Origin of the sequence: Paenibacillus sp. NPDC056722 (assembly GCF_042790635.1) — a bacterium.
Lineage (GTDB): Bacteria > Bacillota > Bacilli > Paenibacillales > Paenibacillaceae > Paenibacillus_AQ > Paenibacillus_AQ agri.
This window is the reverse complement of record NZ_JBHTYV010000015.1, coordinates 76,430-98,758: the sequence shown is the minus strand read 5'-3', so window position 1 is coordinate 98,758 and position 22,329 is coordinate 76,430. Positions and strand designations below refer to the sequence as shown.

The window sequence follows — 22,329 nt, the reverse complement described above, 5'->3', positions numbered from 1 at the left end:
GCGCCAGGGGAAGCGCGGTCTCTCCGGCCGGCCGCTTCAGATCCTTGGCGGCCGGAACGGAATTATACACAAAGCAGGGGAGTGAACTCATGAAGATCATGACGATCTTGGGCACACGGCCCGAAATTATCCGTCTCAGCGTAATCATTCCGCTGCTCGATGAGCACGCGGAGCGACATGTACTGGTGCATACCGGCCAGAACTTTACCTCCAGCCTCAGCGGCATCTTCTTTGCAGAACTGGGCCTGCGGGCACCGGATTATGTGCTGCAGGATAAGCAGGCAGGGCTTGGTGGACAAATGGCTGCTATGTTTGGCGGATTGGAGCCGATTCTGCGGAAGGAACAGCCGGACCGTATTCTGCTGCTTGGTGATACCAACAGCGCATTGTGTGCGATTCTGGCTGAGCGCATGGGAATTCCGGTGGTGCATATGGAGGCGGGAAATCGTTGCTACGATTTGAATGTGCCCGAAGAGAAAAACCGCCGTGTCATCGATGCGGTTTCCACCATTAATATGCCTTATACACAGCAGAGTAAAAGACATCTTGTCAGTGAAGGTTTCCCCACGAACCGGATCGTGCTGACCGGAAATCCGATCCATGAAGTGATGACACATTATGAAGCCCAGATTGGCGGGAGTGATATTCTAGACCGTTTAAGCCTTACGCCTAGTCAGTATTTCCTGGTTACGGCTCACCGGGCTGAGAATGTTGACGATCCTCACTCGCTTGAACAAATTATGTCTGGTCTGAATGAAGTTGCCGAGCATTTTGGAATTCGCCTGATCTGCAGCATCCATCCCCGCACACGCTCTAGGCTTACAGAGCAGCTCTCGTTATCCATGCACCCACTAGTTGAATTTCATGAGCCTTTCGGATTTTTTGATTTTGTTCATTTGGAGCGGCATGCGTTGTGTGCAATCAGCGATAGCGGCACGGTTCAGGAGGAATGCTGCCTGATGGGGGTACCGGCCGTTACCATTCGCAAAACCACTGAGCGCCCGGAGACGGTGGATTGCGGAAGCAATGTGGTGTCCGGGGTGAATCGGGACAGCATTCTGCGCTGCGTCAAGCTGATGACCTCGCTTCACCGGGAATGGGAGGCACCGGAAGGCTATAAAGCCCCGGATGTCTCGGCTAAAGTAGTCAAATTTTTGCTTGGAGGGAACCTGCATGTTCAATAATAAACGGATTCTGGTCACCGGCGGCACCGGTTCCTGGGGGCATGAACTGATCCGGCAGCTGTTGCCGCAAAATCCGCGCGAAATCATAGTATTCTCCCGCAGCGAGTCAGCCCAGGTAGCGATGAGCCGCGAGTTTGAGGATGATCGTCTCAGCTTCACTATTGGCGATATCCGCGATAAGGATGCCCTTACCGCGGCCTGCCGGGGGATCGACTATGTATTTCACCTGGCAGCACTGAAGCATGTTCCGGTCTGTGAAGATCAACCCTATGAAGCTTTGAAGACCAATGTAGTCGGCACACAGAATGTGATTGAGTCGGCGATTACGAACCATGTGGAGAAAGTCATCTATATTTCTACAGACAAAGCGGCCAACCCGTCCAACTTCTACGGAATGACGAAAGCGATTGGGGAGAAGCTGATCGTGTATGCCAACCTGCTTGGTTCAAACACACGGTTCGTAACGGTACGTGGTGGCAACGTGCTTGGCACGAACGGCAGTGTTGTGCATCTGTTCATGAAGCAGATTAAGGATAAAGGACAGGTGCGCATTACAGATATGGGCATGACGCGTTTCTTCCTGACTCTGCGCGATGCTATTACGCTGCTGTTCAAAGCTTCGGAAGTCAGTGTCGGCGGTGAAATCTTTGTCATGACCATGCCGACCTGCCGGATCGTCGATCTGGCTGAGGTACTGATTGAGGCTTCCGGGAAAGAGGATGTCAGCATTGTTGAAACAGGCATCCGGCCTGGTGAGAAGATCCATGAAATCCTCATGAGTGACTTTGAAAGTATGACAACAGTAGTCTATGACGAACAGTATCTGGTGATTTTGCCAACGCTGGATATGCCGGAACTGAAAGAGCATTACAGCCGTTACCCGCATGTCTCCTTTAATAGCTTCAGCTCCGAGACCAATCTGATGGAACAGGATGAGATCAAGGACATTTTGATCCGGGGAGGTTTTCTCCAATGAAGCTGCTTATCCTCGGTGGAAACGGTATGGCAGGGCATATGCTCGTGAATTATTTTCGCCGTCAGGGCAAGCACAGCGTCTTCTATACAACCCGGGATAAACAAGATCTCAGCGGGCTGTATGTGGATGCCGACGATATCGCCGGGGTAGAAAATCTGGTCGATATCGTCTCCCCTCATTGTATTATCAATGCCATGGGGGTGCTTAACCAGTTTGCAGAGCGTGACAGAATCGGAGCTTACCATGTGAACGGGTTTCTGCCACACCGCCTGCGGCGTGTGGCGGATGAGGTTCATGCGCGGCTGATTCATATCAGCACCGACTGCGTGTTCGAAGGAACACGCGGCGGTTATGCCGAGGACGACACTCCGGACGGGACTTCAGTATACGCGATTACCAAAAGTCTTGGTGAGGTGCGTGAACCGGGGCATTTGACCATTCGTACGTCTATTATCGGGCCCGAAATCCGCTCCGGCGGGATTGGATTACTAGAGTGGTTCCTGGCCCAGACGGGCCAGGTCTCGGGTTATAGCCGGGTAATGTGGAACGGGGTGACCACCCTGGAGCTGGCTAAAGCCATAGATTCTTTGCTGGATTCTACTGTTTCTGGTCTTATCCATCTTGCCCACCCTCAGCCGCTAAGCAAATACCAACTGCTGCAGCAGATTCGTAAAGCTTTTGACAAGCGGGATGTGGAGATTGTTCTTGAAGATATGTACGTGCAGGACCGTACACTGCTAAGCACAAGACCTGACTTCAGCTGGGATTTCCCGACGTATTCAGTGATGCTGGCGGAGCTTGCGGAGTGGATGAATCCGCCGGAAGCGACCCTATGAACGGGCGCAGATTGCTTATCACCGGAGCAGGGGGATTTACTGGACGCCATGCAGTTCGCAGCTTCGCGGCAGAGGGAGCGCAGGTCACGGCAGTGTTGCGCCGCCCCGGGAATGATGGGGGCTCCAGGGGAGCTGCCCCCATATTCCCGGAAGGCGTTCAGGTGCATTACTGCGATTTGAGCGACAGGAAAGCTGTTAATGAAATGATCCAGATGGTCGCACCGGATGAGGTTTTGCATCTCGCGGGCAAAAATTCGGTGCCGGAATCCTGGCGTGACCCGCTGCTATATATAGAAAGCAATGTAATGGCCACTCTCTACCTTCTGGAAGCCTTGCGGAGCCTGCCTCAAAGCCGAATTCTGGTGGCAGGCTCGCGTCTCAAGTTTAAGGCAGGCACGGCGGCCGGACCGCCGCATCCTTACAGTCTCAGCAAAACATTGGAGGAACTGGCGTCACTGGCCTGGGGAACCTTGTTCCGGCAACCGGTGCTAATGGCTGAACCCTGTAATCTGATTGGCCCCGGTCCCTCCACCGGGTTTTGCTCATTATTGACCCGGTATATTGTCAATCTGGAAGCAGGGGGGAAGCCGCCCCTGTTCAAGCTTTCTTCCCGGTATGACCTTCGTGACTTTCTGGATGTACGTGATGCGGTCAAGGCTTACAGTGTGATTTTGAATAAAGGAGAGACAGGAACGGTATATAAGATCGATTCCGGCCGCCAGCGTTCCCTGGGCGAGATCGCGGAGCATCTGGTCAGCCGCTCGGCAGTAGCGGTGCCGTTGGACTGGGGCCCAGAAGCCAGTGAAGCACAGGAGCAGAACGCGCTGAACGCGCTGGATCAGACGCAACGAGAGGATTCCGGGGCAATTGTCCCTGATGTCCAGGCTACACCAGAAGTGAATGTAGCCACGTTAGGATGGAAGCCGGAGATCGGTCTGGAGACCTCGCTCACCGATATCCTGGTCCATTATCGAACCAGCAGGGAAGGAGGATTAGTATGAACAATCCGAAAGTGTCAGTCATTATCCCTTTTTATAATTGTCCTTATATTGAACAGGCGCTGCAAAGCGCATTGTCACAATCCTGGCAGCCCTATGAAATCATTCTCGTAGACGATGGTTCGACGATCCATCAGGAGCGGATTACTCCGTATCTCCCTTACATTCACTATCTGGGAAAGAGCAACGGGGGAACGGCCACCGCGCTGAATCACGGTATTCGGCAAGCTACGGGTGATTATATTGTCTGGCTGAGTTCAGATGACTTGTTCTATCATGACAAAATCAGAAATCAGGTTCTGTACATGGAACAGAACAACTTGCTGATCTCCTATACTAATTTCAATTATATTAACGGACAATCCCAATTGATTAAGCTGGATGCGGCAGCGGTATTTCCAGACCACCTTGCGTATCTCCGCTGCTTCCTTCAGGGCAATCCTGTAAATGGCTGTACGATCATGATCAAGAGAGAATTGTTTGGAGCCATTGGTTACTTCGATGAATCGTTGCCCTTCACCCACGACTATGACTTGTGGTTCCGGGCAATACTCAATGGCTATCCTCCGGTGCTGCTGAATCAATCCCTGACCGCTTATCGTCAGCATGATGGCATGGGCACGATGAAACATTACGATGCCATTTTGGCCGAAGTGGCTGTGACCACCAATCGCTATCAAGCTCCACTCCGTGAACTGATCTCCTCTATGGGAGGCTAATTATAAGAGAAGGACAGGACTAATTATCGGGAGATTCCTGGAGGACTATATGACCCGTGCAGCGTCCTCCGCCTGCGCGGGTCTCCTTTAAGGGACGGCACAGATTCTACGGAGGCCGTACGTTTAAGGTGGAGGAGGTGAGCACATGAATAATAAATCCAGGGTTTCGGTAGTCATTCCCTTTTACAATTGTCCTTATGTGGATCAAGCGCTGGAGAGCGTTCTGGTTCAGAGTTATACCGACATTGAGATTATCGTCGTTGACGACGGTTCTACGGTCCATGTAGAGAAGCTTGCGCCTTATATGGATAGTATTTTATATATCCGTAAGGAGAACGGTGGCACAGCTTCGGCGCTGAATCAGGGCATTAAGGCGGCAACCGGAGGCTTTTTTGCCTGGCTCAGTGCTGATGATATTTTTCACCCTGACAAAATCAGAAGACAGCTGGAAATGCTGCGAAGCTCCGGTCTGTCTTTTAACCATACGGCCTATTATTGTATCAATGAACGGGGAGAACGGATGAGCGAAGCGGTGAGTTCCCCGTTTGTCAGCAAAAAGCATTTGCTGGAGACGATGATGACAGGTTGTACTGTGAATGGCAGTACGGTGCTGCTGGATATGGACATTTTTCGTAAGCTGGGGCTGTTCAATGAGGCATATTTGTATACTCATGACTATGAGTTATGGCTCCGGCTGCTGCCTTATTATGAATGGTCTTTCATTGAAACGCCGTTGCTCAATTACAGGGTGCATGAGGCTATGGGCTCTGTGGTTCACAGTGAAGCGCAACGTCGGGAAATTAAAAGGCTACAGGCCAAGTATCGCATGCAGATTCTGCGTTTGCTGCGGAAGGAGGACAGTAAATGAAGCTGACGTTTCCGATTCTGACCTTGTCCAAAGGCGGGGCACAACGGATGCTGGCTGAACTCGCCAACCGTCTGGCTGAGTTCGGTCATGATGTGACGGTCCTTATGGCCCGAAACGGGATTGTGGAATATCCTATGATATGCAAAATCATTCACTCCTCGGGTCCGGTGGGCATCAGCGCTGCTGATTTCCCCTTCAGTGATGTTATTGTCTCTAATTATTACAGCACCGTGGCAGTATCGCAGCAGGCCAGCGAAGCGGGCAAAGGCATTCACACCCGGCTGACGCTCTGCTATGAACCTACTTTTTTGCCGGATAATAACGCGTCCTTCGCCTCCTACAGCGTGACGAGTAACCTCTTCGTCCTCTCCAATTGGCAGCAAAGCCTGGTGCATCTGGTCCATGGTATCAAAGGCCGGATTGTGCCCATTGGTGTGAACCCTGACTTCTATAATATGAAACTCCGCAGTCAGGGAGGTAGACGGCTCATTGTTTCCACGATCTTACGCAAGCCTGAAGGGGGGTTCTCCGACCACCGCGAGCAGGCTTATCTGATCCGGCAGTTGAACAAGGTGAAGGAGTGCCACCCCGAGGTGGATATCTACCTGATTATCCCGCCGCGTGAATTTGCCGAGTCAGCGACGCTGCAAGAATTCCTGCGTGATCCGGGCTACCATATTCGTACACCCGCCAATGATGCGGAGCTCTGCTACCATTATAATGAGAGCGACATTTTCGTCAGTGCCAGCACGCATGATGCCGGCTCTCTGCCCGGGCTAGAAGCCATGCGCTGCGGTGCGGCGCTCGTAACCACCTATGCGGGCGGGAACATGGAATATTGCAGCCCTGGCGAGAACTGTCTGATGTCCTACCGTTATGAAAACAAGTTGGCTGAGGATGTGCTGAGACTAATTGAGGAGCCGGAATTACGTAATAAGCTTGCCCTTAGAGGTGAACAGGATTCGCAGCGTTTCACCTGGCAGCAGAGTGCTGAAATATTACAGCGTGAGCTACTTGAGATTGTGTCACAATAACGAAACGTCAATTCTTTGCCTGAGGCATATAAAAAGAACCTTCAATCCCGCGTCTGTGGAATGAGGGTTCTTTAAGCTGGATATAGCGTATTGGATGCGGCTTTGAGGATTTAAAAAATGGAGAAGGAGTTCAGCATCTCGCGAAAGGACTGGCTGTATTGTCCCGAACCGAAGCTGGCGACCATATGGTCTCTGCCCTGTTTGCGGATGCGGCTTCGCAGCTTGTTGTTATCCATCAGCTCCAGCGCTTCGGTGACCGCGGTGTCGACATCACCCAGCGGATAGAACTTCCCGGTCCGGTTATGCACGATAAAGGAACGGACACCGTCAGAATCTGTACTGAGCACAGGGCAGGTACAGCAGACGGCTTCCGCAACGGCATATCCGAAGCCTTCGGTAACCGAGGTAGACAGGAGGAAGCCCCCGGAATTAACAATGGAGGAATAGTACACCGGCATGACCCCGTTGGGGATATTGGTAAATACACTAAGCCGGTCTTGCAATCCCAGTAGCTGAAGCATCACGTCAAATTTCTCTTGCTCTCCCACTCCGGCCAAGGCGGGATCATGGAACATCCAAAGATGCAGATTTGGCTTATGGATCCGGAGTTGATAGGCGATCTCCAGATATTCGCGCCAATTCTTGTTGCTCTCCAGCCGGCCTACCCAGGCAATGACCGGGTCGACTGGCGGATCATTTGGAATATGCTTGAAGGTGTTTACATCGACAAGGTTTGGAATGACAAAGCGCTGCATCCATGGGCAGATTTGCATGAACAGCTCCATTAAATGATCTGTGGGGGGGATCAAAATCGCATTACAGAAGGACTGTAGAAAGGGGACAGCTACTTTAATCAATTCCTCTGCTTCATGTCTTTTTCCCAATCCCTGGGCCTCATAAATGAGGATTCCTCTATAACCGAGCATGCGGAGTCGTTCCAAGAGGGCAAAGTCTGATGTTACGATAATGGCATCATAATAATTGGATCTGATAATTTTAGTGATTTCTTCATCCGTGGAACCGATAAACGTCGGAAAGGCTGCTCCGTTATCCTCGCCTGATCCCGGCATGAGATACAGCAGATGGCATTCAATTCCGCTCCGCTGCAAGCTCTCGCATCTCAGCTTGTTCAGTGTTTCGACCCCTCCGCTGGGTACATAAAACGTAAATAAAACCTTCAACGCTCACCCCTCCTGACTATTTTGTAACGGTATCGTCGGACCCTTCTCGAAAAGATAAGCTACTGTTTATAAGATACGCGGCTGTTCCCCGGCGGGTGACGGTGAAAGCCTGTAGTACCAAATCCTTTCAGCATAGCCTGGCCGAATTCAAGCCATCCTAACGATTGTTACATTGGACACCCATTACATTTAGAGATGGAGGATGAATTCATGTTGCGATCTAAAATCAGCATGTCCGTTTCCGCCGCATTGCTGCTCGGTATGGTCAGTCTTACCGGGTGTGGTGCCAACAACACGGCAGGAAACACGGTTCATACGAAAAGTGTCCGGGGAACACATGATGGCAGGCTGTCCGTGAATTCGGTGCGCGGAGGGAACCAAATCCGCAACTACGACAAATTAGAAATGAGTCAAAAGCTGGCTGACCGTGTAGCTTCCTTGCCGGAAGTTCGCTCCGCCAATGTTATGCTTGCCGGCAGGTCAGCATACGTTGCTGTAACCCTTGACCGTTCGACTACCCAGCCGAATGCCTTGGGAACAGGGCGTTACGGGACGCGTTCTTCATCCACAACACATGGACTGGGGAATGGCAGAACGAATGGCTATACTGATGGCGGCCTGTACGGCACCAGCGGAACAGGTCTGGGTGGGAGTGCCTACAGTCCTGGGCTTGGTGCAAAAGGAACTTACAACCCGGGCCATGGAATGACAGGTACCGGTAACGGTGCGCTTGGCACAGGACGCAATATGGCTGGCGTCGGCGGAACAGGTGCGGGTGTAGGCGTAAACACTAACCGAGGTTACGGGATGCGAAGCACAGGTACAGGGTCTTACAATGACCGTGGAATAACGGGACTTGGTACTACAAACACAACAACACCAGCCAGAAACACTAAGCTTGAGGAGGATAATGTGACTCAGGCGATCAAGGATAAGATCGCGGCCGAGATTAAAAAGACCTCGCCGAATATCGATGCCGTGTATGTATCCGCCAATCCGGATTTCGTGGAACGCTTTAACGTATATGCTGAAGAGGCGCGCGCCGGACACCCGCTAAAGGGCTTTGCCGACGAATTCCGTACAATGGTAGAGCGCATTTTCCCAACCCGCAGTCACTAACCCTTGGTTAGTATTTCTGGAGAACTCCCGGATTAATCGTCATTTTTAACAGATCGGCACAAAAAAAGCAGCAGCCCCGCCGAAGCGTGGGACTGCTGCTTTCTTCATTTAACTTTGCCGTTGTTGCTTGCGGCCGCGAATCCACACTTCTTGTAGTTGAAGCTTGTCGTCGAGCAACAGGATATCCGCTTGCTTGCCGGCTTCCAGCGAGCCGATTTTCTGTTCGAGGCCCAGCGATGCCGCGGGAGTCAAGCTGGCTGCACGGGAGGCTTCTTCCAGACTGATTCCCGCTTGCTGAATCAGGAATTGAAAACCGCGAATCATCGTTAGCGTGCTGCCGGCAAGAGCGCCTGGATTATCACGGAGAGTGGCGATACCATCTTTAACGGTGACTGGTAAATCACCAATTTTATATTCCCCGTCACTGAGTCCGGTCGCTGACATGGCATCCGTGATCAGCAAGAGATTGCCGTCATTCTTCAACTGAGCCAGCAGGGTCACCATGGCGGGATGGACATGAATCCCGTCGGCAATAATCTCTCCGCGTATGCGTTTGTCGGATAATACGGCTCCCACCGTCCCCGGTTTACGATGATGAAGCGGCGTCATCGCATTGAATGTATGCACGGCCTGATTCAAGCCAGCGTCTGCCGCGGCAATGACTTCTTCATAAGTTGCATCGGTATGACCGAGAGCAGCTGTGATGTCATGCTTGCGGAGCCAACGGATCGCTTCCAGCGCACCTTCGCGTTCCGGTGCCAATGTGACCTGACGGATCATTCCAGGATAGGTATGTTCCCATTGCTCCAGCCAGTCAATATTAGCTGGGACAATATGCTCCGGATTCTGGGCACCCGGCCATTTGTGGCTAATGAACGGGCCTTCCAGATGCACTCCCGCTAGCTGTGCATAAGGCATTTCCTTGGAAAGGTAGACATGTACTTCTTCCAGAACACGGTCGATATCAGCTTTGGTGGCCGTCATCGTGGTAGCCAGCATAGTTGTTGTTCCCTGGGTACTGTGGAACTTTGTAATGGCGTCAATAGAATCATTATCACTGTACATAAAATCATATCCTGCTCCGCCATGAACGTGAACATCCACAAAGCCAGGGAGCAACAGGTCATTGTCATGGTGACTTGCTTCCCAGTTAGCATAGGCTGAAGGCAGTTCATGAGCTTCCCCGGCATAGAGAATTCGCTCTCCAGAGATCGCAAGCACGCCTTGCGGAATCAGACCGTTCGGAGTCAGCACTTTACCATACAATAATTCGCCGTTTGTTGCGGTTATTTCAGCCATTTTCCTGCACCTTCATCCAGCAGCACGACTACGTTCGGGTGACTTTGCAGCAAGGAGGCCGGGCATTGAGTGGTGATAGGGCCCTCAATGGCATTGCGGATAGCTTCGGCTTTCTCTTCGCCACGGACCAGAAGGACGATCTGCTTGGCTTTCAGGATGCCGCCGATTCCCATTGTGACCGCCTGACGGGGCACATCCTCCAGCTTATCGAAGAAACGGGCATTGGCCTCCCGTGTACCTTCCAGCAAGTCTACCACATGGGTACCGCTGCTCAGGCTGGCATCCGGTTCGTTGAAGCCGATGTGGCCATTGCTCCCGATGCCGAGAATCTGCAGGTCCACCGGGCCGTTCTCTTCCAGCATCCGGTCATAGGCGGCACATTCTGCGCTAGGATCAGATGCGTTGCCATCAGGCACATGGGTCCGCGAGAGATCAATATCAATATGATTGAATAAATGCTCGTTCATGAAGCTGCGGTAGCTCTGCGGATGATCCGCAGGCAAGCCTACGTATTCGTCAAGATTATAAGAGGATGCCTTGGCAAAGCTGACCAGACCCTTTTTGTGCATGTCTACAAGCCGGGCGTAAACACCTACTGGCGAGCTACCGGTAGCCAGGCCGAGCACGGCTTTAGGGTTGCTTTGCAGCAGGGTTGCAATCAGATTGGCACCTGTTTGTACGAAATCCTCTTCACTATGAAATTTTAAAATATTCATTAGGATTGACCTCCTCGTTTATGACGATAATGTTGTACATTCACATAAGATTGCTCCAGCTTAGGAATATAGTCTGTAAATCGCGTACTGACCATTCCGGTGAATAAAATATCAATGATATGCAGTTGTGCAATGCGGGAAGCCATATCACCCCGCCGCATCCCCTTCTCCAGTGAGGAAGAGAAGAGCGGGATATCGGCCAGTGAGGCTAGTGTGCTGCTGCCGTAAGAAGTTAGGGCGATGGTGCTGGCTCCACCGGCACCGGCACAGTTCAAGGCGTCAATCGTTTCGGGGGTTTCCCCGGAGTAGGAGACCGCAAAAGCCACATCGCCCTCACCCAGCGAGGAGGCAGAAGTAATCTGCATATGGGAGTCTGCGAAGGCTGTGCAGTTCACACCGATGCGAATGAGCTTCTGATAGAAGTCTTGTGCCACGATGGAGGAAGTAGCCATCCCGTACAGATCAACACGACGGGCGCGGCACAGCAGATCTACAGCAGCCTCCAGCCGCTCTATATTAAGCAGCGAAGTGGTATCCCGGATCGAAGCGAGATGATTGTTCTGCATCGCTTCAACGATGGTGGAGAGCGGATTGCCAGCGACAATATCCTGATAGGAAGAGCCGCCTTCCTGTTGCCCCTGATCGCTGCCAGCAATTTCTGCAGCCAGGTTTACTTTAAAGTCCGGGAAGCCCTTGAAATGAAATACCTTACAGAAACGGGTAACTGTCGCCGGGCTGACGCCGCATTGTTCAGCCAGTTCTGTAATACCCATATGGACAATCTCGGCGGGAGAAGCAAGAATTCGCTCTGCGAGCTTGCGTTCCATTTGCGACAGCTTGGTCATCTCATGCTCCAGAGCATGAAGAATTGGGGACATGACCCACCTCCATTCGTAAATTTTGATTTAAAATTATTTTTACAATTAGTTAATATATTCAGAAAATTATTTTCATGAATAGGATAAAACAAAACGATGAGCGTTGCAAGGGCATCTTTATGAATAAAGTGTGGAAATGACAAAAACCCGCTCGCAACCATTGCGAGACGGGTTTCTGCGGATAATATTAGCTGTGTTCGGCTGGTTAAGCTGCGGTATGAGACTAAGCTTTGGCAGTTTTGCGGCGCAGCATTTCCCACAGGATGAACAGCAGCACGATCAACTGAGGCAGCAGTGTCTCCCATGTCGGGTACAAGCCCAGCCATCCAATGGACGGAAAACCTTCCTGCACATGCGAGGGAATCTTTCCGGCCACCTGAAGGGAATGAATGCTTTCCCCAAGAAAGCGGAACACCAGATAATAAATAAGCACGGTAGCCGTTTTGAAAAAAGCTCCGATGGGCAGTTTCGCACTCAATACGATTATGGAATAGCCCACAATGATCAGGATTAGCAGTGCGCTTCCGATCCCTATCAGCAGTGAGGAGGTCTTAATCGCGGGGGCCATTCCGACATAAAAGATCGTTGTCTCCGCGCCCTCTCGCAGAATAGCCAGCAGTGAGACAAAGAAGAGTGACCATAGATTGCCCTTGGCCAGCGCTCCATCTACTTGTCTGCCTACATAGTTATTCCAGGAGGCCGTATTCGACTTGCTGTGCAGCCATCGTCCAATGGTCAGCATCATGACCACAGCTATAAGTCCAGTCACGCCCTCGATCATTTCACGTGTGCTCCCGGCTGCCGCTTTGGAAATAGCATAGTAGAGCAGCACCGCCAAGATAGCACTTCCGGCAAGACCGGCCACGGCTCCGGACCAGATCCATTTTTGGGCGCCTTGTTGCTTGCCCCGCTTCACATAAGCGAGCAGAGCGGATAGTACGAGAATGGCTTCCAGTCCTTCACGCAGTAGAATCAGAGCAGCATCCCAGGCTGTGTAGTGCGTTTCTCCCGCCAGCGGGGTCAACTCAGCTGTCATCTGCTCCAGAGTGGCGAGTGCCCGTTCCAGCTTTGGCGGATTGGAGAGCAGATATCCGGTTACAGCTGCACTTTCATTTTCGATACTGGTGTAGACCTTAGGAGAAGCAATCTGTACCTGACCTTCGGCCATCGGCCAGACAGTAATGAACTGTTCCATGATCGCTGCGGCCTTGGCACTATCTCCATCGGTAGCTGCCGCCGAGGCCTGCTTAAGATAGGTAATCAATCCTTCAATGGAGGTATCTTCGCCGGTGATGTTCGGCGCTGCAACGGCTTTGCCCTGGCCGTAATCAGCAAGCAGCTGGTACAGCGCCTTGGCTTCGCTGCGGGCTGATTCTTCACGGCGGGGCTCTGCCTGCAGCGCGATCCGCAGCAGGCTCATCTTCGTCTCCAGCATGCCGTAGACGGCAGGATTATCCTTGCGGATGGCGCGCTCCACCGGCTTCCAGCCGCTTGTTAGAGCGCTGTAGGCCTTCTCCGCGGCGGCCCAGTCGGCGCTCTGCGCCGCATCCCGCGCAGTCTTCGCCGCGGGCAGCAACTTCTCCGCCGCGCTTCGCCCGGCGGCAGCGGAATCACCGCCGCTATCGCTCGCGGCGGTCACATACGCGTCCACGGCTCTGGCGAGCGTGGACAGTGCGCTCTTGGCGGGCTCGCCGCCGCCCGCCTTAAGCGTGGACGCCGCTTCCGCCAATGCGGCGTCTACAGCTGCTGCCGGACCGGCGAGTGCCTCGTCCGGCGTGCCTGTGTTCGCGGTGCGCCACAGCGCCGCGAACGTCTCCACATCGGCGGCGGCGTCGCTCCAGCGGCTCTGCCCGGCTTCGACGAGCGCGCTGCCGACGGGCGGCAGCAGCTCATCGTGCCGGGCGCTGCCTTCCGCCGCGAAGCCTGCTGCTGCCGGGAGGGTCAGCAGCACACAGATCAAGACCAGCATGGCGGTTGCCTTAAGCGCCCGCCAGGGATGATGAACAAGAGAGAACATCGGGATAATCCCCTTTCAAGTAAGAAGGCATATGAATAGAAGGCAAGTATAGAGGGCATTTGATACAGGCTCAAATATCGCTGCAAATGCAGTTTACTTATTTTAATGGAACTAGCCCTAATGTGCTCGTGTAGTCGGGCTTTGTAGCTTCCGAGCTTTTAAGTAATTCCCTTTTCAGTAACTCTCAGGTCACCCGAGCAGCGTGTCTCCAATAAAGCCACCCTCGCGGACGCCAGGGAAGCAGGCGAAGACCGCGCTGCCGATGTGAACCATATATTCATTCAGGCGGTCATTGCGCGACAAGCGCTGCTGAATCGTCACGAACTGTTTGACGAGATCCCGCTGGAAGCTGATGAATAACAGACCGGCATCAAGCTGGCCGGTCTTGGCATTTAGTCCGCCGGAATAGGAGTAGGAACGGCGCAGCATTTTGACTGTGCCGTCGCCATGAGCCAGGGCGGAATGGGAATTTGCTGGTATCAGCGGTTTGCCGGACGCATCTGCTGCCTTTAGATCAAGTTTGTCGAACTCGTCCCGGGCGCCAATAGGAGCGCCGCTTTGGCGATGCCGCCCGAAGGTCGCCTCCTGGTCGCTCAGGGATGAACGATCCCATACTTCGATGCGGAACCGGACCCGGCGAACCGCCATATAGGTGCCGCCGTTCATCCAGGCAGGCCCGTCGCCGCTGCTGCCCTGCCAGACGACCTTGTTCATCTCGGCTTCATCGGTAACATCGGGATTCCCGGTGCCGTCCTTGAAGCCGAGCAAATTGCGCGGTGTTCCATTCTTGGGATCGGCCTCGCCCGTCCGCTGGAACCCTTCCTGGGTCCAGCGCAGCACGGCAGTCCCGCGGGCAATCCGCGCCAGATTGCGGATGGCGTGAAACGCCACCTGCAAGTCGTCTGCGCAGGCCTGCACGCAGAGATCCCCGCCGCACCAGGCGGGATCGAGATTGTCGCCGACAAATGGCGGGAGATCGGCGAGCGAGGAAGGCCGTTGCCCGGCCAACCCGAAACGCTCGTCGAAGAAGGACGGGCCCACGCCAAAGGTGAGTGTACAGCGGGAAGGGGTTAAACCATCAGCTTCTCCGGTATCGGAAGGTGGCAAATTAGGGCTGTCATTGGTATTGCCGACCAAACGGCCTGTGGTTAGTGCAGCCGCAGCGGTGGTCCATTCCTGTAACAGCTTCTTCACGTCGGATAGTTTGGTTGTCGTCAAGTCGAAAGCTGCGAAGTACAGGAAGTTTTGTGCAGGTGTAAGAATGCCAGCCTGGTGGTTGGCATAGAAAGGGATGGAGGAATCAGCCTGCACAGGAGCGACAGGTGCCTTGGCAGTTATTCCTCCCCTCGAAAGCAGACTCCCCATGGCCCCGCCGCCCAGCAGGAGGCCTAGCCCGGTGGCGCCAGTAAGCCGCAGCATATCGCGGCGGCTTACTTTTGTATCCAGCAGTTTGTGGCTGGTTTCTGAATTTGTTGTTGGAGTAGATTGCTTATCCTTATCGTGTTTGTTCATGATGATCACACTCCCAGAATAGTCCCCATGTTAGATAGTGGCTCTGCTAGCGCATCGAGGTTCTGGCTTAATTTGCGGACTTCATCTTCCTTCAGTTCTTGATAGGAGACATAGCCGTCACCGGATTTGAACGGTGCCAGCTCTGCTTGCAGTGCTGCAAATCTTTCACCGATCGTTTGCTCAAGCGCGGCATCTTTTTTGGCCAGCTCCGGTTTGAGCAGTTCATATATTTTCTGTGCGCCCTCTACGTTGGCGACAAAATCATACAGGTCAGTGTGGGAATAGCGTTCTTCCTCACCGGTAACTTTGGAGGAAGAAACTTCATTCAGCAGTTCAACGGCTCCGGTAACGAGCAGATTGGCATCAATCTCTACCGTCTCCACTTTTGCCCGCAGCAGCTGTGCATCCTTCAGCAACTGGTCTGCGGTCTCCTCGAATCCTGCTGTGGTTTTATCTTCCCAAAGGGCCTTCTCCAGCTTGTGGAAGCCGCGCCATTCCGCAGGATCTACATCATTCTCACGGGCGTCAATATGAGGATCCAAATCACCGAGCGCTTCAGCAATAGGCTCAATCCGCTCATAATACATCCGGGTCGGAGCATACAGCTTTTTGGCCTCTTCAATCTGACCTGCCTTCACGGCGCCCGTGAACTTCTCCGTTTCTTTGACGAACAGATCACATTGCTCGATGACAAACGTGCGGTATTGTTCGATGGCTGATGTAAAGTCTGCAGCCTCAGCCGTTTTAGCGGCATCAGCAGTCGCTGCAGGAGCATTGGTTGCCGTGTTGCTACCCGCTCCATTTGTGGATTGGGCCGTGTTTCCATTGGTATTATTACTTGCGCAGCCGGTGAACAGAATAGAAGCCGCAAGCAGGCTTGCCGGTACAGCATAACTAAATTTCAAATGAGCCACTCCTTTATATATGTGTATGTGAATGATAATCGTTATCAATAATGCTGGAACAATCATAAGTCTGTGTACTTGGGCTGTCAATATAAAATGTGATATTTCTCATTGTTTAGCATTACAGCATAAATAAGGCGGACACCAACAGGTGCCCGCCTTTCATTTTGAACAGGGAAATCCCTCCATTTATCCCTTGATTGCGCCGATTAGTACTCCCTCACACAGAGGAGCGCTCTATCAGTTCATAGTTCAGCTTGCGATGGACGGGCTGGCTTCCGCCATCCCCGTGGATCTGCTCATGGATCGTCTGAAAAGCAGCCGCGCCCATCTCGAACAGCTTGTTATCAATTGTGGTCAACCCCAGCAGCTTGCCGATGGGCTGGTTATCAAATCCGATTACGGCGAGGTCTTCAGGAATCCGGATGCCCTGTTTTCCGGCTTCAATCATCAGGGCGGCTGCGACATGATCCCCGGCGACGATGATAGCCTCTGGCCGTTCTTCCATCGCGCTCAGACGATGCAGTAACGCTGCACCATGCTCTTCGTTCAGGCAATCAAATATCATCCATTCTTCATGCAGCGGAAGTCCGCTCTCCCGGTGAAAGTCCCGGAACGCAGACTGACGGATGGAGGAGGAGGAGCCATGTTTTCTTCCGTCACAATAGCCAATGGAACGGTAGCCTTTATCGGCCAAGTATTGCAGACCATGGCGGAAGGCGGCGTAATGCTCGATATAGACAGAGGAGAAGCGGCTTTCCCCGCTGTTCTGGCAAGTGACGATAGGTCCATATGCTGTATATTCCTCGATAACCTCCGGCTTCAGGGAGGTGGATACAATAACCACACCATCGATTTCCTTGTTGCGCAGCATTTCCAGCACCTTGAGTTCTTCTTCAGGACGGTAGTTAGTTTGGCACAGGACCAGTCTGTATTGAGCCAGCAATGCTTCCTGGGCTAGTCCCTCCATAATGATGGAGAAATAATAGATACGGATTAGCGGCATGATTACTGCGACTGATTTGGTACGTCCGGTGATCAGATGCACAGCGTTCATATTCCGGCGATAATTTAACTGTTCTATGGTATTCAGGACCGCATTCCGTTTGTCCTCGCTGACATAAGGATGATTGTTAAGCACACGCGAGACGGTGGTTACGGACACTCCGGAAATTCGGGCGATTTCTTTAATATTGGCCATCCGCAAGAAAGCCTCCTGAAGTGGATATTGTAGTGATGATCTTATTCTACCACATGATTTTTACTCCCCGAAAATAAAAGGCTTGCTCTGGTATCCATTTCATATTTTACACTGAGGATGCAACAGCATTACCGGACTAAATCGGCGTGACCGCAAGGGCGTGACGAACCGGTAAGGTTAATGTTGCTGTTTTTTTGTTTAGCAGAAAGCACAACAAAAAACCTCCTCTCACCCGGTTGGGTGAAAGAAGGCTTAAACGCGTCACTTTCGACAGCACGGTAGCTATATTTTCAGCTCCCCAAGCTTAATCAGCTCGACAACCGCTTGCGAACGGCCTTTTACGTTTAATTTTTGCATGACGTTTGAGATGTGATTTCTGACGGTTTTTTCGCTGATAAACAACAGGCCAGCGATGTCGCGCGTAGTTTTATCCTGAACAAGAAGTTCAAAAACTTCGCGCTCGCGATGCGTTAAAAGAAATTTGCTATGATGTTCGTTCCCTTTCAATGGTGTCACCCCTCCTTGCTCGGGTTTGTTTGGTATAACAAGGTAAAGGGATACAGTCAAAACCATACTATGTATGGGAGATGTTAATGGTGACGTACCCGCTCTAAAATAGGCGGTAGCGGATACAGCAAACCATTTGGTACCAAGACATGCACGCATACAAAAACAACCGACGAAATAAAGAGCCGCCAAATCGGAAATGACTTCCGGTTCGAACGGCTCTGAAGATAAGGATTTAATGAAACTTTATAGTCTTGATCCGCGCTTCTTCTTCGTAAGTGAGCGGACTTGGCGATTGTGGATTGTGCATTTGGCGACTCGTTGTAAACTCGATGCTCTGGTAGTCTTCTCCCCCCGAAGGCATCCCCGGTTGCCAAAATTCAAACACCCATTTTTTAAGTTCCTTCAGACCTGTCAGCATATCCATCATCCTCCTTAGGCGATGAGCTCAACGGTACTTTGTATATTATGTTTACGCTTTCATTATAACATAGAATGATGCAATAAAGTGCGATGTCCACTGGATAGACACAATATTAAATGGAGAAATTATAATTAATATGGGTTTGTGTTCGATGAGAAGAAAAGTGTCTCCTACAAGGAGACACTTTTTGTGTAAGTCAGAATGGATAATCGGATAATATAACATTGTCTATTGAGCCCCTGTATTTTACGGTAAATCCCAAATAGAGGGCATAAGCTTCCGGCTGTCCTGCTGACCGTTTCAGGCGCTCGAGTTATATTTATAATTACAATGACGGGTTGTTCTGGGATCATGCTACTATTTAAGTATATTAACAAAAGGAGGTCTATCATGAAAAAGATTGGAATGCTGACGCCGTCATCGAACACGGCTGTTGAGCCTGTAACCGCAGCTATGGCGGCTTCCTTAAGCGAGGTTTCTGTCCATTTTACCCGTTTTAAGCTCACTAAGATCATAATTGGTGACAACAAGCGTGGGGAATCCGATACAGATACATTGTTGGAGGCCGCGTCTTTGCTGATGGATGCTGACGTAGATGTTATTGCTTACAATGCTACTTCCGGGGGATGGCTGGGCGAAGAATCGGATCAGGCATTATGTGACGCGATTACCAGACGGACCGCCAAACCTGCCACAACTTCAATACTAGCCCTACTTGAAGCTATGCGTCTTTATAAAATCAAAACCTACTGTTTAGTTACACCCTTGGTTGACGAGGTGACGAAGCAAGTGATCGAACAGTATAAAAATCAGGGATTTGAGTGTACAGGTTACCGCAATTTTAACATTAAGCTAAACAAAATGAGCAGCGCGATTACGGATAAACAAATTATAGAGGCGGTAAAAGAGTCGTTCATTCCTGGAACAGATGCGATTATCCTGTCAGGGACAAATATGCGTGCTGCCCACCTGGCAACCCCGCTGGAAGAAGAATATGGGGTTCCTGTGTTGGATACCGCGGCGGTAACTTTATGGAAGACTCTCCGATTAATAGGGGCCAACAATGCAGGCATTTCGGGATGGGGACGAATTTTAGAGTAACACAGGAATAACAAATTTCGGGTCCGTGAAGGGCGCCCCAGAATGGGTGCGCCCCTCTCGGACCCGTTTTTTAATAACGCATATTTAGATGATGTTGGATAGTTGATGAATGAATTGAGAATAGGGGGAATCTGATGGAAAGATCATCCGGATCGTCCGGGACGGATAATTCTCGCCTAGGCGGTAGACGGAGAAGGGTACCGTTTCATGCTGCAGTAGAGTGGGCAGCTCTCCGGTTCCATAGAGACTATGGAAAAATTCCATTGTATCGTACAAGAACGAACTGGGACAGATGGTGTACCCCTGTCCGTCGGAAATCATTTTCAGAATGATGCCTGTCTCGTTAATATTGCAAATATCCTTAGGGATATTTCCCATCAGCTTAAGCATGGTTTCATTAATTAAGGACCGCAGCTGTTGATTGGAGAAGAAGAGGTAAAACGTCTTTTCCAGCAGGGTATTCATGCTCTCGGGATTGTGAAGACAGAGTGGTTTTTCGTTTTTGGGGCCAAGGAGCAGCATCTCATCTTGCATAATGGAGATAGATTCGATTCCAGGTAGCTCCTCGAAATAAGGGACGAACCCAAAATCAATATCTCCAAGAAGAATTAATTCGATAATGACTTCGTTGGAGTCCGATAACATATGATACTTCAGGTCCGGATCAAAGCTGCGCAAGTGGTTCATGATAGGCTTGAACATGGTCCATCCCAGCGGGGTAGCAACACCAATCTTAATGTTGCTGCTATTATCGTTGAATGAATCGCTGAAGTCATCTTGCTCCGGATGAAGCAATTTAATCAAATCGATTAAATTGGAATGATCTTGAAGTTTGGACATGGCCTTAATTTGCTGAATGGCTTTGGTGGCGTTATGAATAATTGATGCCCCTTGCTTGGTCAATTTTACCCCGCTCCGAGTACGCTCCAGTAAGACAAACCCTAATTCCTGCTCCAGTTTTTTTATTCTGATCGTTAACGCGGGTTGAGAGATATGAATTACCTTAGAGGCTTTCGATATACTCTTTTCTCGGGCGATTGTAAGCAAAGAATGCAGATCTGTTAAGTCCATAGGTTCACCCTCCCCATAAGTCCTTGTCATTAATGTTGACGCGGTTTCCATTAAAATTCAATATAGAAAGTTTGATGAGATGCTATTATTTATGTTATATATTCTAACATTTTATATAAAAATAATATCACTTTTAATTTTGATATGCTAATAATTTGCGAAATTTAAGTGTTTAGGGTGTTATTTATTTTTTTTATTATTCAGCGCTTGATGGATATGCTAATGTTTTGTCAGGAAGTTTAACATTGTTAACGACATTAAACTTCAAAGCTGACATGAGGTTGTAGGGAGGAGATTTATAGAAATGAAGAGATTATATGCACTCACCGGGGTTGAGCAAGCGAAATTGATACGTGAACGCGAAGTATCGCCGGTTGAAATTGTAGAGCAGGTATTTGACAGAATTCATAGATTAAATCCGGTACTGAACGCCTTTTGCCAGTTGGAGGAAGATCATGCCATGGCGGCTGCGAAACAAGCAGAAGAACAAATTATGAACGGAGAAGAGGTTGGACCGCTTCATGGCGTTCCCTTCCATGCCAAAGACTTGGTGCTGACGAAAGGGATTCGCACTGCTTTTGGTTCGAAAGCTTTTGAGAATTATGTTCCGGATGAAGATGACATTAGCATAGAGCGTCTGAATAAGGCCGGGGGCATTATCATTGGGAAGACGAATGTACCAGAGTTTGGTTATCGGGGCATTAATAAGGTTTTTGGAAATATCCGCAATCCTTGGAATACGGAATTAACCCCGGGTGGTTCCAGCGGTGGTTCTGCTGTTGCAGTCGTAACGGGCATGGGTTCACTCACGGTCGGCAGTGACGGCGGCGGTTCTATCCGTAATCCTGCAAGTTTGACTGGTGTTTATGGATTCAAGCCGTCCTTTGGCCGAGTACCCTTATATCCAGGCTGCCGTGATCCGAAATTCCCGGGAGGAAGCAGTTGGGAAACGCTCGAAGTTATCGGACCCTTAACGCGTACGGTTGAAGATAGCGCACTGATGCTTAGCATCATGAGTGGACCGAGTCACATGGACAGACACAGTCTTCCGGGTAAGCTCGACTTTCTGAAGATCATACAGAATAAAGACATCAAGAACCTTCGAATCGCCTGGAGTGTGGATGCCGGTTATGCGACCGTTGATCCGGAGGTGCGCCGCATTACCTTAGAGGCGGTGAAAGTATTTGAAGAACTGGGCTGTCATGTTGAAGAGGTACATCCCGGCATTTCTAATCCATCTCAAATCTTCGCCGGATTGATCGCCAGGGATACCGACTTCGCCGGGTTGCGAAAAATGGCGAAAGAGTATGGGGAGTACATGGACCCTAACTTCGTGAACACCATCAACCGGGTGTGGACTGATGAGCAGTTGACCTCAGCGGCGATGGATAGACAAGCCATTAACATTACAATGAGAAGATTTATGGAAAATTATGATTTGTTTATTGTTCCCGCGCTGTTTGCCCCTGCATTCAAGGTTGGCACTTACGGCCCGACAGAAATCGACGGTAAAAGTGTGCCGGACAATCACTGGTCTTCCTTTAATTGTCTGGCTAATATCACCGGCTTCCCGGCGGCTTCACTTCCTGCCGGCTGGACGGATACCGGACTTCCGGTCGGCTTGCAATTGATCGGCGGGCATCTGGCAGATGATATCGTCCTCCGCGCTTCCAGCGCATTTGAAGAGGCTCGTCCATGGTTGCCTCATCTGAATGCACTGATTGAACGTTACGACAGATAAACAAAATATCGTTAGAAATAAAATGTCTGAATATGCAAAAGG

At 50.9% G+C, this 22,329-nt stretch carries 21 protein-coding genes; 10 read left to right on the top strand and 11 right to left on the bottom strand.

From position 1 onward, the window contains the following. The first annotated feature begins 89 nt into the window (after window positions 1-89). The 7 genes from wecB (at window position 90) to ACFRAM_RS25315 (ending at window position 6,615) form a co-directional block, all read left to right on the top strand. Window positions 90-1,184 (top strand): non-hydrolyzing UDP-N-acetylglucosamine 2-epimerase, encoded by a 1,095-nt coding sequence (gene wecB / locus ACFRAM_RS25345; RefSeq protein ID WP_379469337.1) that lies wholly within the window; start codon window positions 90-92, stop codon window positions 1,182-1,184. Next, window positions 1,174-2,160: a polysaccharide biosynthesis protein gene (locus tag ACFRAM_RS25340; protein ID WP_379469335.1), complete on the top strand. Its 987-nt coding sequence runs from the start codon at window positions 1,174-1,176 to the stop codon at window positions 2,158-2,160. Before wecB ends, ACFRAM_RS25340 begins: the two co-directional genes overlap by 11 nt. Further along, entirely contained in the window at window positions 2,157-2,996 is an 840-nt protein-coding gene (locus ACFRAM_RS25335; protein ID WP_379469333.1) for a dTDP-4-dehydrorhamnose reductase family protein, read from the top strand. The genes ACFRAM_RS25340 and ACFRAM_RS25335 overlap by 4 nt, the downstream gene beginning before the upstream one ends. Continuing rightward, window positions 2,966-3,997: an NAD-dependent epimerase/dehydratase family protein gene (locus ACFRAM_RS25330; RefSeq protein WP_379469331.1), complete on the top strand. Its 1,032-nt coding sequence runs from the start codon at window positions 2,966-2,968 to the stop codon at window positions 3,995-3,997. Before ACFRAM_RS25335 ends, ACFRAM_RS25330 begins: the two co-directional genes overlap by 31 nt. Then, window positions 3,994-4,713, top strand: a complete 720-nt coding sequence (locus tag ACFRAM_RS25325; protein WP_379469329.1) for a glycosyltransferase — start codon at window positions 3,994-3,996, stop codon at window positions 4,711-4,713. Before ACFRAM_RS25330 ends, ACFRAM_RS25325 begins: the two co-directional genes overlap by 4 nt. Before the next feature lie 145 nt (window positions 4,714-4,858). Next, window positions 4,859-5,581: a glycosyltransferase family 2 protein gene (locus ACFRAM_RS25320; RefSeq protein WP_379469327.1), complete on the top strand. Its 723-nt coding sequence runs from the start codon at window positions 4,859-4,861 to the stop codon at window positions 5,579-5,581. Further along, window positions 5,578-6,615 (top strand): glycosyltransferase family 4 protein, encoded by a 1,038-nt coding sequence (locus tag ACFRAM_RS25315; protein WP_379469325.1) that lies wholly within the window; start codon window positions 5,578-5,580, stop codon window positions 6,613-6,615. The genes ACFRAM_RS25320 and ACFRAM_RS25315 overlap by 4 nt, the downstream gene beginning before the upstream one ends. 110 nt (window positions 6,616-6,725) lie before the next feature. On the opposite strand, the gene ACFRAM_RS25310 is transcribed toward ACFRAM_RS25315, so the two are convergent. After that, complete coding sequence (locus ACFRAM_RS25310; RefSeq protein ID WP_379469323.1) at window positions 6,726-7,796, bottom strand: glycosyltransferase; 1,071 nt, start codon at window positions 7,794-7,796, stop codon at window positions 6,726-6,728. Between the two features lie 210 nt (window positions 7,797-8,006). On the opposite strand from ACFRAM_RS25310, the gene ACFRAM_RS25305 reads away from it, so the two are divergent. Beyond that, window positions 8,007-8,915 (top strand): YhcN/YlaJ family sporulation lipoprotein, encoded by a 909-nt coding sequence (locus ACFRAM_RS25305; RefSeq protein WP_379469321.1) that lies wholly within the window; start codon window positions 8,007-8,009, stop codon window positions 8,913-8,915. Between the two features lie 108 nt (window positions 8,916-9,023). Here ACFRAM_RS25305 and nagA read toward each other — a convergent pair whose 3' ends face one another. The 9 genes from nagA to ACFRAM_RS25260 all read right to left on the bottom strand — a co-directional run bounded on the left by nagA (window position 9,024) and on the right by ACFRAM_RS25260 (window position 18,371). Continuing rightward, on the bottom strand, window positions 9,024-10,214 hold the full coding sequence (gene nagA / locus ACFRAM_RS25300; RefSeq protein WP_379469319.1) for an N-acetylglucosamine-6-phosphate deacetylase: 1,191 nt from the start codon (window positions 10,212-10,214) through the stop codon (window positions 9,024-9,026). Then, window positions 10,202-10,930, bottom strand: a complete 729-nt coding sequence (nagB, locus tag ACFRAM_RS25295) for a glucosamine-6-phosphate deaminase (protein ID WP_379469317.1) — start codon at window positions 10,928-10,930, stop codon at window positions 10,202-10,204. The genes nagA and nagB overlap by 13 nt, the downstream gene beginning before the upstream one ends. Next, window positions 10,930-11,808 (bottom strand): MurR/RpiR family transcriptional regulator, encoded by an 879-nt coding sequence (locus tag ACFRAM_RS25290; RefSeq protein ID WP_175370930.1) that lies wholly within the window; start codon window positions 11,806-11,808, stop codon window positions 10,930-10,932. Before ACFRAM_RS25290 ends, nagB begins: the two co-directional genes overlap by 1 nt. Before the next feature lie 223 nt (window positions 11,809-12,031). Continuing rightward, window positions 12,032-13,825 carry an FTR1 family iron permease gene (locus ACFRAM_RS25285; RefSeq protein WP_379469314.1) on the bottom strand — a complete coding sequence of 598 codons (1,794 nt, stop codon included), beginning with the start codon at window positions 13,823-13,825 and terminating at the stop codon, window positions 12,032-12,034. A 189-nt stretch (window positions 13,826-14,014) separates the two neighbouring features. Further along, complete coding sequence (gene efeB / locus ACFRAM_RS25280; protein ID WP_379469312.1) at window positions 14,015-15,337, bottom strand: iron uptake transporter deferrochelatase/peroxidase subunit; 1,323 nt, start codon at window positions 15,335-15,337, stop codon at window positions 14,015-14,017. A gap of 5 nt (window positions 15,338-15,342) precedes the next feature. After that, window positions 15,343-16,242, bottom strand: a complete 900-nt coding sequence (gene efeO, locus ACFRAM_RS25275; protein WP_379469310.1) for an iron uptake system protein EfeO — start codon at window positions 16,240-16,242, stop codon at window positions 15,343-15,345. 220 nt (window positions 16,243-16,462) lie between these two features. Further along, the gene (locus ACFRAM_RS25270) at window positions 16,463-17,443 is read right to left on the bottom strand and encodes a LacI family DNA-binding transcriptional regulator (protein WP_379469308.1); all 981 of its coding nucleotides are present in this window, start codon (window positions 17,441-17,443) and stop codon (window positions 16,463-16,465) included. Between the two features lie 282 nt (window positions 17,444-17,725). Next, complete coding sequence (locus ACFRAM_RS25265; RefSeq protein ID WP_019908812.1) at window positions 17,726-17,950, bottom strand: helix-turn-helix domain-containing protein; 225 nt, start codon at window positions 17,948-17,950, stop codon at window positions 17,726-17,728. Between the two features lie 235 nt (window positions 17,951-18,185). Continuing rightward, a complete protein-coding gene (locus ACFRAM_RS25260; RefSeq protein WP_175370935.1) occupies window positions 18,186-18,371 on the bottom strand; it encodes a hypothetical protein in 186 nt (61 codons plus the stop codon). A 393-nt stretch (window positions 18,372-18,764) separates the two neighbouring features. Between ACFRAM_RS25260 and ACFRAM_RS25255 the strand changes: the two genes are divergently transcribed. Beyond that, window positions 18,765-19,475 carry a maleate cis-trans isomerase family protein gene (locus tag ACFRAM_RS25255; protein ID WP_379469306.1) on the top strand — a complete coding sequence of 237 codons (711 nt, stop codon included), beginning with the start codon at window positions 18,765-18,767 and terminating at the stop codon, window positions 19,473-19,475. A gap of 84 nt (window positions 19,476-19,559) precedes the next feature. Here the strand turns inward: ACFRAM_RS25255 and ACFRAM_RS25250 are convergent, their stop codons facing one another. Continuing rightward, window positions 19,560-20,546, bottom strand: coding sequence for a LysR family transcriptional regulator (locus ACFRAM_RS25250; RefSeq protein WP_379469303.1), 987 nt, complete (start codon window positions 20,544-20,546; stop codon window positions 19,560-19,562). Between the two features lie 304 nt (window positions 20,547-20,850). On the opposite strand from ACFRAM_RS25250, the gene ACFRAM_RS25245 reads away from it, so the two are divergent. Beyond that, entirely contained in the window at window positions 20,851-22,287 is a 1,437-nt protein-coding gene (locus ACFRAM_RS25245) for an amidase (protein WP_379469299.1), read from the top strand. Window positions 22,288-22,329 lie beyond the last annotated feature (42 nt).